A 12,445-nucleotide genomic window follows, 5' to 3' on the forward strand; every position below is an offset into this window, starting at 1 on the left:
CGCTTCTAAACAGTAACTGGTAAATCTATTTTTCAGGAGATACTCCACTTCCTGATTTTGTGACCATAAAAGGCATAAAAAACCAGGTATAAATAGCAGGGCATCAGCACCCAGTAAGCGTGACGGACATCGTAGAGGTCGGCGAAGTGGCCGTAGAACAGGGGCATGATCGCGTTACCGCAAAGTCCCATAATCATTACGGAAGCACCCAGTTTGGTAAACCTACCAAGACCATCCAGTGCCAATGGCCAGATACCGGCCCAGACAAGCGAATTAGCCAGCCCCAAAAGTACCACAAACCATATGGAGATATCCGTTTGATGCCCCAAGAAAGAAATGGGTCCCTGGGCATATATGATCATTAAGGTAAACAGGGTGCCAAGGAGTGTACATATCCGCAGGGTGTTGACCTGCCGGATAAATCTTGGAATGATGGCGATCCCGATGAGATAGCCGCAAATGGTCAGGAAAAGTGTGTAAGACGGAAATACTTTGGCCTCCAGCAGGCTGATTCCCATGGAATTGGCGTAGCTAATGATGGTATCGATCGCTATAACCTGTGTGCCCACGTGAAGAAAAATGGCTAATGCGCCAAGAATAAGGTGTGGGAACTGGAAAATACTCGTTTTACCCGAATTGGCTGTGGCAAGTTCCTCACTTTCATGTTCCGTGTCTATTTCGGGTAATGGCGATCTGTAAACCAGGTATCCCAGGATGAAAAGGAAACTGCCCAGTCCGATGTATGGGTTGATTACCCTGCGGATCAGTTCATCCAGTGCACTGTTTCTTTCCAGATCGGTCATGGACGAAAGCTGTTTGAATAAATCCGTGTCCGTTGGCCTTAGAATCACCGCTGCAAAAATGAGCGGCGAGAGGATTCCGGCTGCTTTGTTGCAGATTCCCATGATGCTGATCCGTTGTGCAGCCCTTTCTTTTGCACCGAGGATGGTGATGTAGGGGTTTGCCGCAGTCTGCAGGATGGCGAGCCCTATGCCAATGGTGAAGAGCCCGAGCAGGAAAATCTCGTAGGTACGTGTCAGGGCTGCGGGTACAAAAATGAACGCACCCAAAGCCATAGCCCAGAATCCAAACATCATGCCTTTCTTGAAACCAACAGCCTTTAGAAGGTAGGATGAGGGAACCGACATGACAAAGTATGCGATGTAAAATGCAAATGCCACCAGATAAGCCTGAAAGCTTGTGAGTTCACAGGCAATTTTGAAATAGGGGATCAAAATAGAATTGACCCAGGAAACAAAGCCAAAAATGAAAAACATGACCCCGATCAAAAATACGGAAAGCCGTGTTTCACTTTTGGTAAGATTTTCAACCTTTATAGCAGCAGTAGCCATTTTTAGTCTTTAAATAAGGATTTGTAAATAATAGCATAACTGCCTAATACCAGTTCCCGCTTGGCGGTGACCTTGTGAAATGTGAAATGTAAAATGTGAAATGAGTGTGCATACCTGGTGGTATGCACTGCGATGGTCCTTTACATGGCCTTTCCGCTACATTTTACTTCTTCATATCACATGCTTCCCTTTACACGGTTGGTTCCCAGCCTTTCTGATACTCCCGTTTCCAAAGCTTTGCAGCCTTCTTGTTGTTCTTAATGTGCCCGTTGGTAGGATCAATATCCAGCGTGCCACCAGAGCGAAAGGCTATATTCCCCAGCTGGGCAAGCAGTGTGCTCTGATGCCCGCCCACGATCTCAGATTTAAGCGGAGTCCCTTTTTTAATTCCGTCAAAAAAGTTCTGAATGTGTAAGGCATCCAGTGACTGAGAAGGGTTCATTTTATTTCTCGGATCAATGACCACATCATTTTTGACATGTTTTACAAGTTTATTGTCAAGGTCATATTGCATGTATTCATTGCCGCTTCCAATCTGGATGGAGCCGGTGTCTCCATAAAAAACAACACCCACAGCGCTGCCTTCAATGGTTCTTCCATTGCAGCTTCTGCCTTCCCATGTCATGGCCGTATTATTCGCGAATTCAAGATTAATTACCTGTGTATCTGGCGTTTCCCAGTCGTCCTTGTAACGAAAACGCCCTCCCGACGAGGTTACCCGTGTAGGATATTCCACCTGCAGGCCCCAGCGCATGAGGTCCAGCATGTGTGTACCATTATTTAATGCTTCACCGGTTCCCCAGTTCCAGAGCCAGTGCCAGTTATAGTGAATAAGATTATCCTTGTAGGGCATGCGTGGAGCTGGTCCTTGCCATAGATCATAATTAAGCCAGGAAGGCACCTCGGCTTCTTTTCCTATGCCCATCGACGCACGATTGGCAGTATACCATCCTTTGGCAAAATAAACACGGCCGATAGCGCCATTATGAACGTCCTTAATCCCGGCAGCCACATTAGGCCACGACCGACGCTGGTTGCCCATCTGAATCACATTTTTGTATTTTTTCACTGCGGCAATCAGCAACTCCCCTTCGTTGGGATTGTGGCTGCAAGGCTTTTCCAGGTATACATGTTTACCTGCTTTGGACGCAAGAATGGCCGCAGGTGCATGCCAATGGTCGGGAGCCGCTATCACCAGCGCGTCCAGATCTTTATTTTCCAACGCTTTGCGAAAGTCTGGAATGTTTGCTGGTTTTGATTTCTGGATTCCTTCCACCGCGTTAATACATTTTTCAGCAGCACGCGTATCGGTGTCCGACACAGAAACGACTTCACAATTGGGTTGCAGCGCGTAATTGCCGGCAAGCGCCAAGCCACGGCTATTGACACCCATCATGCCTACCCGCACCTTTTCATTGGCCCCGATGATGTTTGCATAACTTTTGGGGCTGAAACCTGGAAGTATACCGCCAAATGTTAGCAACGCGCTTCCCGCAAGGGTTTTTTTAATAAAATCGCGTCTTGGATTTTCTGTTGGATGCTGGTCTTTCATGATCTGAAATTATGTCTGTTTGGAATATGCAAGCTGTTTACGGCGATATTTACACCGATGTTTTTTCTGACTGGTCCTGGGCTTTTAACGATTTTTACTATAAGAGCAGGTTTCTCCTCTTTTTTACCTCCTCTGGGCAACACATAACGTTCATCATGAATTACGTGTACGTACCCGCAATTTCATAAAACTATTTCGTTTTCTCAATAGTTAGCCATATATTTTTTATATGTTTTGAAAAAAAGGAAAATATCGTAACGATAAAGCGAACGCGGCTGAAACTTTGTGAACCTGAGGAAAAGTACTGCTGTCTTGCCATATACGCGTCGAACAGGAGTGGCTGCGGGCTTGGAGGAAATTGTTATTACGGGATTCTTTCCGGAAGTTAGTTTATACTCAGTTCCTGCACAGTATGGCCCGATGGGCTTCCCGGAATTCCGGATGGAGACCTCAGGCCTTTGTCCTTCAGCATTTCCGCGATCGCCACCGTCATGTCGACGGAGGCTTCGATCTCTGCTTTACGGATGGCTACACTTTCAATATTGAAGCCGAAAGGGATAGTGCGTTCTATACAGAAATCGGTAAGCTCCCGGGCTATGTTCAGACATACCCTTACTGATGTTTCCAGCATATCGGCAGCATTTATGAATTCCTCTTTTAAGGATTCAGGAATGTGAATGCCAAGCCATTCCATAAATTCCAATGTTTTCAGAGAGCCGCATGCGGTAATGGTGAAAATGATGGTTGGCGGGGGGATCTGTCTATCCCGGCAGCTTGCTGACAAGTCCTCGATAACTTTTTTTGCAAAGTCGAGGTTGAAAACACACTGCGAGATAAAATAGGTTACACCACTACCCATCTTGTCGAGCATCCGGATCGGCTCGTCTTTTAACACTTCATGCCTTTCAGGGATGGTGACAGCGCCAATTACCGAAGTATCCTGATGTTTTTGCCAGATCCGGTATGCCTCGGGCAGGTCCGTTTTGACGGGGTAATCGGGGGCCGGCACACCCACGAATACAGGATAAAACTGTTGATCGTGTAATTGCTGTAGCCAGGCCGATAGTTCGTCAGCAGTAAATTTGCCAGCCGGGCGGTAGATGATTTTGGGGATATTTAAACTTGCCAGATATTCCGAGGCAAACGAAAGGGGATCCAGGGCATTGATGAAGGGAAAGGGTCTCTGCTCTTTTGTTCGTGCCGACTCGTCCTGTACATCGTATACTACAAGCGCATCAATATCCAGAGACTGCAGGCGGTCAATCGTTTTCTGAGCAATTTCATTCACTCTTTCAGCACTTGTATCGGCCTTAGGCGGGGTGATGCCGTAAAGCAACACACCCGATTCCTGGTTTTTGATCTTTTGTAAAAACATATTGTATTAGAAGTGGTGGCTTTAAGCTCCCGGTCTGTATGGTATTTAATAGGCCTTCAATGCCCAAAAGTACTATTTTCTCGGTGGTATATCAAAACCAGTCCCGCCACTTTCTCATGCAGTCACATGCCATTATCCTGCAATCTGCGGAGCCCAATAAGTGCAGTACGCACCTGTCAATACAGGGCCTTTGAAAAGCTGGCATTTCCCGCATCCTGGGGATTCTTTAAATGGCAGGAATAACTGACAATTCTGGCATTTGGATTCGGCAATCGGTGAAACTTTTACATACCCCATTTTCTGGCGTGCCTGCAGATCCGCTTCGGTGACACCGGTAAAGTCCTCACAGGGGTCTGCTGCTTTGGCAACCGGCTTTTGCTCTTCTTTTTTCGATTCGGTTGCAGTTTTTGATTCAGTGGCTGAATTACAGGCGTTCAGCAAAAGAGCAACAGCTGGTAATGTAGAGACCGAGAAAACAGATTTGTTAATGAAGCTTCTTCTTGAAAGTTTATTAATCGCCATTTTTTTGATTTGCTGAGATCGCACTAAAATGCGACGGTTTGATCACTTTTTTTGAACCACATAGACAGATAGGAAACATAGCCACCCTATGTGGGCCACCCTATGCGGGCCACCCTATGCGGGGCACTGACAGCCTATGTTCAACTTAGGACCTAAGCAGCTTCGGTGTGCCATTACTATGTTTTCTATATGCCTATGTGTTTGGTAAATATTGGCATCCCTGATTCTGGAAACGGACCCAAAGATAGCCCGGGTGTACGTCACAGGATCTTACAAATTAATCATCTCCTGAATTGCTTCCTGCACCTCTTTACCTGATGCGGGCATCATGGCCAGGAGGAGTTTTTTCTGGTTGGCGTCGGGTTTCAGGCTGTCTTTGGAACTTTGCATGCCTTTGGTTAATCCCTTTAAAGCTGCCAGTTTCCATTTCTCATCTGTTTTGGGAGCGGCAAATAATTTCAGCAGATTCTGCGCAGATTCTTTGCCGTTTGCGGCTCCTGTGATGTACGCGTAATCTTTCAGGAAATCGATTTTACCCGGCTGGACCTCCTGGAAAAACACTCCGTTCGCAGAGAGCGACTTGATGATCTCACTGGAAGAACCTGCTTTAGAGCTTAGTACAGCCATTCTGAACCACGGATCGTTGAAATGCTTTTCGAGTATCTTCGCAAAGGTGGGAACCACTTCCTTGGTTGAAAATTGACCCAGACTCAAAGTAGCCTGAAAAGCGACTCTTGCAGAAGAATCTGAAGTAGCAGCAATTATTTCCGGTATCAGTACCGGGTATTTTTCGGATAGGATCAGTCCATGTTCGCGCAAAGCAACGTGGGTATCCTTCACGGCCTTTTTTACCACATCGGCATTGAGTGCCTGCAATCCTTCCAGCACAAACAAAGCGTGCAGCCGGGCTCTGGCATCGGTACTTTCTGAAAACAACTTGGTGACGGATGCTACCACCGATTTATCCTGGCGGTCGAGCAGTAATCTCTGAGCCTGAAGTCTCCACCATTGACCTGGGTGAGCGAGCAGTTTGACCAACTCTTCTGAGCTCGCCTTAGAAAGCTTCGGTACCGATTTGTCTGTCGAGACGGGATTCTTGGGCACAATACGATAAATTCTGCCTTTGTCTTCACCAGCTGCAAAATCCATATCGGTCTTGAGATCTTCCGGTATTGATACCGGTGTTTCGATATGCTGGCGGTAGAGGTCCACTAAATACAATGCGCCATCGGGGCCTACGGTGAAATTATCGGGGCGAAACCAGGGGTCTGTGGACGACAAAAACTCCTTGGTGTTTTCATTGAGACTGTCTTTTCCTCCAAAGTAAGTTGGGCTGTCTTTAAGCGGAGTAAGCAAGTCCCTGTGGACCAGATTTCCCGCAACATCACCAATGAAAATGTTGCCGACATATTTAGCAGGAAATGTATGGCCCGTGTAAACGGTGCCACCGGAGGCTCCGGTAAAATGATCTTCCGCGTATTCCTTTCTGTCAATATTTTGTTCTGCATACTCCTTTACCCTGCGAGCCGTTCTTTCTGCGCGCCAGTAGGGTGGGGGTGTTTCCTGGAACATGGTGAGATCGCCATTGGTGATATCTATGGAACCCTTTGTAGAGGGGAGATTAGGGTGGCGATGGGTATAGCGCCAGGGAATGACCATGTTCTGAAGTCGAATCGTATTTTGCGTCATGAAACGGTGACCCCATTCATTGAATGATTGTCCAAATTGTCCGGCACCTGATTCCTGTTCAAATTCTTTGGTGTCCGGCCTGAAGCGGAAATCCGCACCGCGCATGGCCAGAGAATCATTTCCGGGAAACTTCACAGACGATACCTTCCCATTCTGCCCATTGTTACTTGCATATATCCAGTTGTCGATCCCATAACGCAGGCAGGTGATCTGCGCTTCGGAATTGGTTTCAAAAAAGCCTGTGAAAAGCACCTCCTTCAGATCAGCCTTGAAGTCTCCGTTCGTATCCTTCATGAACCAGATATTGGGTGCTGCGGCAACAAGAAGTCCGCCTTTCCAGGGCAAAATGCTTGTTGCTTCGGCAATGCTGTCGGCGAAAACGGTAGCCTTGTCAACCCGGCCGTCTCCATCGGTATCCAAGAGCATCTTTATCCTGCCACGTCCTTTTCCGGGTTCTGGTTTGTAAGGATAATCAGGCATTTCAACGGCAAAAGCGTTGCCGTCTTCATCAAAGGTAAGGTCAACCGGATCCACAATAAAGGGTTCGGCAGCAAATACCTCTATGTTGAAATCTTCATTGAGGCTGAAACTTTTTAGCGCTTCCTCCGGAGTAAGCGGATCTGCGTAACGTTTTTTCGAACAAGCTAAAGCGGTTACCAGCAAAGCCAGAATGAGAACATTTACTTTTTTCATTGCTACTGATTATTTAAAACGGGTTTGATATTTTAATAAGGTCCTGAATCACTTTGCCTTCCCGCTCTATACGCGCCAGGGCGTACACGGAGCCATCGTTCCCCACTGCAATTGAGTTTACGTAGGTTGGTCTGTCACCGTTCTCATAAAATATGGGACCGTGATCCATATAATGCCTGTTCGGAATGTTATAGGTGATCAGATGCAGGTTCTCCAGGCCTTTGGCTGCTCCTTTTGCAATCTGTTCTTCTCCTTTTACTCTTTTACCATCAATATAAATGGGCCCGCCCGTAAGATAATAAATAGTCTCCTGATCCGGTGCAAGCTGGAAGCCCAGATAGCCATAGCTGAACTGATCAAACATGCCGCTGCGTTGTGAGGGCAATGAAGTGATCCGGTCTACAATTTCGGTGGTTTCGGTTTTTGGGTCGAATTTGAAGAGATAACCCGAGTTGCCATGCACTCCATAGGCCACCTGCTCAGTGGCGTACCAGAATATCTTTCGCCAGTTGTAACACATGCTTCCCGGGCGGGTAGGATCATATTTGCCAAAATAATCGAGTTTCAGGTCAGCATCAGCGAGTTTTTGCACATTGCCTTCGGCAGGATTATAAGTAAATACGTTTCCTTCGGCAGTTGAAAAATAGACCGAACCGGTATCCGGAACTACAAAAAGCGAACGGCAAAGTGATCTGAAATCAGCTCCGGGTGTTCCGGCTTCACCCAGGCCTGAAACCCTGTCAAACGTCTTCAGTTCGTTCTCATCCACATTGTAGTGCAGAAAGCGTCCGGTGGGCCAGCTAATTCCGTACAAATGACCACGATCTGTATCCATCGTCATGCTCACCACCCCTTCGCCTCCCGGCACGATGGCCAGGTCTTCAAATTTTTCGGTGGCGAGGTCATACGATAGGAAATGCCCTCCGGCATACAGTCCGAAGCCTTCGGGAGCAGCGACCGGCAGCCTGTCCATTCCTTCGATGAGCTGATAGTAACCCACATGGGTGGAAAAATACAGCTTCCCATTCCTTTCGTAAAACCGCACATGGCTTTTGCCCTGAGCGATCAGGTTTAAACCTTTTTCTCCGCAAATTTCAGTCAGGTCTCCCAGGAATCTGATCTGATCGGTAAGCGGGTCGAAAACAAACATGCGGCCCCCGATGTTATGTTGATCGGATGACAGTATATAGTAAATTTTCCCGTCGCTTGCAGCAGAAATACCATTGTAGGTGTCGTGCGCCTGCTGGAATCCGGAGTAATATGTTTTAGCTTCGAGTGTAAGCGTTTCCTGGATCATTTTTTAAAGCTTAAATAACTTTTTAGAGTTTTCATAAAGGAGCTTGCGCTCAATCTTTTTATTGGCAGCCAGTTTACGGATTTCCGCGATGGTCTGCGCTCCCTGGCATTTTTCACCATGCCCTTCCGAGTCGTCACAGTCGCTTCCATACAGCAGTTTGTCCTGATGCCTGGCCAGGAACTCCCGCGAATGATCCTCATCCCGCGTCATAGACAGCAGGCCCGAACCTGCGGAAAGGTCACCATACATATTGGGATAATCACGGAGCAGTCGGTCCGTAATTCCTCCGGGGGTCACCTTGGTCTTTGGGTAAAGTACCTTCTGGTCGGTGTGGTTTTTATCTATATTGGCCCACCAGGTTTGTGCGTGGCCTATAAAATTCACCTTTGGATATTTTTCCAGCATTTTGTGAAAATGTTCAAAGTTGTAGTTGAACATCTCATATTGCCAGTGCATCAGGACCGGCACATCGTAGGTCTGCGCGAGCTGATATATTTTCTGCATCTCCCTGGAATCGCACGCCACACCGAATTTCAACTCGCCGATCACCGGCGCACCGAGTTTGAGATATTTTTCTATTTCTTTAACTGCATCGGGCAGATCGGGCACTTCGTTGGCTCCGGAGGTAAACTCCTTTGGGTAAAGTTTGGCGAAATCGTAGCAAACCGAATTGACACCGCATTTGGCCTGAAGGCCATTGGTTGCTCCCTTGTGGGTGGACAACCCAAACGAGGGTGTTCCTGCTGGTAACAAAATGGTGGTGGTAACACCCATTTTGCGCTGATGGGCCAGTAGCGCCTCCTGGCTTCTGCCTGCATAATTGGTATGCTGGTGAATGTCTATAATGGGCTCAGCGGCGTTTTTTAGGCCTAAGGCACTTAATCCACTGTTTGCGGCAAGAATAAGCGCTCCGGTACCGGCCAGAAATTCACGGCGGGAAAAAGAATCTTTTTGTTTCATGTAAAGGCAAGTTCAGGTGGGACTGGTATTATTTACTTGAATAATCGGGATTCGGGCTTGGTTACACCGGCCTGCTCTGCCAATTTGGTCATTCCACTGATGATCGAGGTTTCAACGTCTGATGACCAGGTGCTTGGCAGACCGTAAACAATCGCCGCCACTTCACCCTCGTAGCCACCCTCCCGCAGTATCGTTTCGGAAGGGATGTAGGTCATCACATCATTGGAATAGCCCATAACGAAAATATGCTGTCCGAAAATTCTCTTCAGATCAATGGCATACTGTACCACGAGCTCGCCACCCAAGGTCATGATGGGTTGGTCACCGAGCTTCCACACCTGAATGGGAAACGGATAGGTTTTTGGAAAAGCAACACCATTGTCGATATTCCGGAGCATTCGTTCAGCCCAGCGTTTTTGATAATTCGCCGCGTTGGTCGTGAATTTAGTCAATTCCTCCCTGGTCGGTGGAGCTGTAAAAGGGAGTTCAATCTCGGTGTAGGCGGTTTTAATCTTAGGCGCGAGTTCTTTCATGTCTTCGGAAAGTATCCGCTCAACGGCAGCCGCCAGTGTTTTGCCATACTGTTGTGCCAGGGGGATTGTATGTCGCGGCAGTGGGTTTTGATCTGCTCCGGCACCCTGGAAAAACATCGCCATGGTTCCCGGATAAAGTTTTTCGAGCTCGATCTGGGCAAAACCGGGATAGTCGCCCGAAAATTTGTAGCCGTCGAGAACGGTGGGGTGACAGGCGTAGCCAAATGCAACCGCTATCATTTTGCCTGTTTTATCGGTAACCCGGATTACCGGAACGGCAAAGTCGTTGGGGCCTTTCAATTCTGTAACCCTGTCCAGGGTTGCTGCATCGTTGTTGCGCCTGTTGACCTGGAAGCGGGTCACCCCATTCCGGGAAGAAATACTGGCGGGCTGCAACTTCCTGATTGCATCACCCACCACGCTGACCAGCTGCTGAGCGAGCTTGTCGGTATAAGTCGCTACCCGTTTTGTTTCCGCCTCATCCAACGGGTAAATATCAAAAAGCGCTTCGCTGAGCACCGGTCCGGAGTGGGTGTGCGAACTGTTCAGTATGATATCTTCCTTGTTTAGCCCATATTTCGTTTTGATCTGTGCCCGAATATTATCCGACAGTTTTTTTGGAAGCCCCAGCAAATCCAGCGTCACCAATACAGATCTTTTGCCTTCTGCGTCTTCAAGTGCCAGCGCCTTTGCCCAAAGGTCATGGATTTTTCCTTCAGAGGCGTGCGTACGGCTGGCGAACCCCGCCATCCACATGTTCTGTTCAGGCGTGATGGCTACTTTTGCAATGCCTGCCTTCCAGCCCTTTTGCTGGGCGAGCGTGGGAAATGCAAGCAGCAGGTATAGCAGGGCCGAAATTACGGTTAAAGCTCTTGGCAGGGTTTTCATTTTTTGCTCAGGTTTTTGATTTTTTCGGCGTTTTTATGAATTTTCTCAATCGCCGTCGCAATGTCGTCCATGTCGCTTTTAGTTCCAAGGATCATATTTTGAGTAAACCACACCGCTTCGCTGCAAAGCAGGTTGTTTTCAGGACATTTATTTTTTTCGTTGTAGTTTTTGATGTCCAAAGCATCTTTTGCGAAACTGTTTTTAAAGCCTTTTGACTTAAATGTTTCGTTCAAAAATGGCTGGGTATTCAAAGTGGTATATCCGCTTGAACATGGAACGCCTTCGGCAGACAGTGCTTTCAGGAAATCGGCTCTGGATAGTCCTTTAAAATCTTCCTGTTTGTAACGAAAAGGGAAAAGGTGGAAGGCTGCTCGTGTTACGTTGTCGTAAAGCTTGTACGGCACTATTCCCGGTATATCCTTGATCTGTGATTTGAGATAGGTAGCATTTTCATTCCGGGTTGTGGTTTCGCTATCCAGCCGTTTCAACTGTGCCAGCCCCACGGCGGCCTGATATTCACTGAACCTAAGCTTGGTTCCCTGCATCATGGCACCTGCTCCCACTGCACCCACGGCACTTCCGTAAGGATTTCCGAAATTGGTGTATGAAAAACAGCGGTCAATGAATGCGTCATCGTTACTCACAACGGCGCCACCCTCACCGATGGGCAGGTTTTTTGAATTTTGAAAACTGAAACACCCTGCGTGACCGATTGTTCCTACTTTCCTATGATCAATCTCAGCCAAATGCGCCTGACAGGCATCTTCAATTACAATGAGATTGTGTTTTTTCGCGATAGCCATGATTTTGTCCATATCCGCGGGTAGGCCCAGTATATGTACCGGGATGATCGCCTTGGTTCTGGGAGTAATTTTGGCTTCGATCTTGGCGGGATCCATCTGGTAGGTTAGCGGATCTATATCTACAAAAACGGGCATGGCGCCATTGGTCAAAACGGCACTTACCGTAGCGATAAATGTATAGGGTGGGACCAGCACTTCGTCCCCGGCCTGGATATTGAACTGTGAAATAGCTGTGACAAGCGCATTGGTGCCGTTGACCACCGCAAGGCTGCGTTTCGCGCCCAAGGCGTCGGCCCAGGCTTCCTCAAATTCTGTGACCACTTCGGCTCGGGACCACACACCGCTACGCATCACCTCAAGTAGCTTTTTCTCATCCGTTTCAGGATTCCAGCGAGGCCATTTTGGCCACTTGGCTACGCTCCACGAAGGGTCACCGCCCAATATGGCGGGTGATGCACTTTTCGGACTTGCGTATAGTGTAGTGGGCAGACTGGCTGCAAAAGCTGCTCCGGCAACGGCGAGGGCATTGTTTTTAATGAATTCGCGTCTGGTTTGGTCAGGATTTTTCATGGGTTCAGGTGATGAAATTAATTTATGGGTACGTACCCGTAAATTTTGATTTATGTAAGTTATAAGTTTAAATCAATCATTATCTAATGTTCTGAGAGTTGAATCAGATCACACGCCGGTTGAAATTAACGGATGTGATCGGTTTGAAAGAAACTTATTTTGGTGTGATTGTCAGCCGCGTGTTGATGGAATTCAAAAACCTCAATTTCAG

Annotated in this window: 9 protein-coding genes; all 9 read right to left on the reverse strand. The window is 47.6% G+C overall.

Annotated elements, in window-relative coordinates; all coding sequences use genetic code 11:
• Positions 1-32: 32 nt before the first annotated feature.
• Positions 33-1,352 (reverse strand): sugar MFS transporter, encoded by a 1,320-nt coding sequence (locus DYADSP32_RS23165; RefSeq protein WP_149240538.1) that lies wholly within the window; start codon positions 1,350-1,352, stop codon positions 33-35.
• Between the two features lie 190 nt (positions 1,353-1,542).
• Complete coding sequence (locus tag DYADSP32_RS23170; protein WP_149240537.1) at positions 1,543-2,904, reverse strand: Gfo/Idh/MocA family protein; 1,362 nt, start codon at positions 2,902-2,904, stop codon at positions 1,543-1,545.
• A 385-nt stretch (positions 2,905-3,289) separates the two neighbouring features.
• Positions 3,290-4,279, reverse strand: coding sequence for a methylenetetrahydrofolate reductase (locus tag DYADSP32_RS23175; protein ID WP_149240536.1), 990 nt, complete (start codon positions 4,277-4,279; stop codon positions 3,290-3,292).
• Positions 4,280-4,411: 132 nt separating this feature from the next.
• A complete protein-coding gene (locus tag DYADSP32_RS23180) occupies positions 4,412-4,801 on the reverse strand; it encodes a high-potential iron-sulfur protein (RefSeq protein WP_149240535.1) in 390 nt (129 codons plus the stop codon).
• A gap of 270 nt (positions 4,802-5,071) precedes the next feature.
• Positions 5,072-7,183, reverse strand: a complete 2,112-nt coding sequence (locus DYADSP32_RS23185; protein ID WP_149240534.1) for a PVC-type heme-binding CxxCH protein — start codon at positions 7,181-7,183, stop codon at positions 5,072-5,074.
• Positions 7,184-7,196: 13 nt separating this feature from the next.
• Positions 7,197-8,480: a hypothetical protein gene (locus DYADSP32_RS23190; protein ID WP_149240533.1), complete on the reverse strand. Its 1,284-nt coding sequence runs from the start codon at positions 8,478-8,480 to the stop codon at positions 7,197-7,199.
• 3 nt (positions 8,481-8,483) lie between these two features.
• Complete coding sequence (locus DYADSP32_RS23195) at positions 8,484-9,440, reverse strand: amidohydrolase family protein (protein ID WP_149240532.1); 957 nt, start codon at positions 9,438-9,440, stop codon at positions 8,484-8,486.
• A gap of 32 nt (positions 9,441-9,472) precedes the next feature.
• Positions 9,473-10,861, reverse strand: coding sequence for a neutral/alkaline non-lysosomal ceramidase N-terminal domain-containing protein (locus DYADSP32_RS23200; RefSeq protein ID WP_149240531.1), 1,389 nt, complete (start codon positions 10,859-10,861; stop codon positions 9,473-9,475).
• The gene (locus tag DYADSP32_RS23205; RefSeq protein ID WP_149240530.1) at positions 10,858-12,234 is read right to left on the reverse strand and encodes a DegT/DnrJ/EryC1/StrS family aminotransferase; all 1,377 of its coding nucleotides are present in this window, start codon (positions 12,232-12,234) and stop codon (positions 10,858-10,860) included. Before DYADSP32_RS23205 ends, DYADSP32_RS23200 begins: the two co-directional genes overlap by 4 nt.
• Between the last annotated feature and the right edge of the window lie 211 nt (positions 12,235-12,445).

Source organism: Dyadobacter sp. 32, from assembly GCF_902506755.1.
In the GTDB taxonomy this organism is placed as follows: domain Bacteria; phylum Bacteroidota; class Bacteroidia; order Cytophagales; family Spirosomataceae; genus Dyadobacter.

Excerpts from the sequence above, each read along its gene's own strand:
- DYADSP32_RS23185 (WP_149240534.1), bottom strand. The coding sequence starts at position 7,183 with ATGAAAAAAGTAAATGTTCTCATTCTGGCTTTGCTGGTAACCGCTTTA.
- DYADSP32_RS23165 (WP_149240538.1), bottom strand. The coding sequence starts at position 1,352 with ATGGCTACTGCTGCTATAAAGGTTGAAAATCTTACCAAAAGTGAAACA.
- DYADSP32_RS23175 (WP_149240536.1), bottom strand. The coding sequence starts at position 4,279 with ATGTTTTTACAAAAGATCAAAAACCAGGAATCGGGTGTGTTGCTTTAC.
- DYADSP32_RS23205 (WP_149240530.1), bottom strand. The coding sequence starts at position 12,234 with ATGAAAAATCCTGACCAAACCAGACGCGAATTCATTAAAAACAATGCC.
- DYADSP32_RS23170 (WP_149240537.1), bottom strand. The coding sequence starts at position 2,904 with ATGAAAGACCAGCATCCAACAGAAAATCCAAGACGCGATTTTATTAAA.
- DYADSP32_RS23195 (WP_149240532.1), bottom strand. The coding sequence starts at position 9,440 with ATGAAACAAAAAGATTCTTTTTCCCGCCGTGAATTTCTGGCCGGTACC.
- DYADSP32_RS23190 (WP_149240533.1), bottom strand. The coding sequence starts at position 8,480 with ATGATCCAGGAAACGCTTACACTCGAAGCTAAAACATATTACTCCGGA.
- DYADSP32_RS23180 (WP_149240535.1), bottom strand. The coding sequence starts at position 4,801 with ATGGCGATTAATAAACTTTCAAGAAGAAGCTTCATTAACAAATCTGTT.
- DYADSP32_RS23200 (WP_149240531.1), bottom strand. The coding sequence starts at position 10,861 with ATGAAAACCCTGCCAAGAGCTTTAACCGTAATTTCGGCCCTGCTATAC.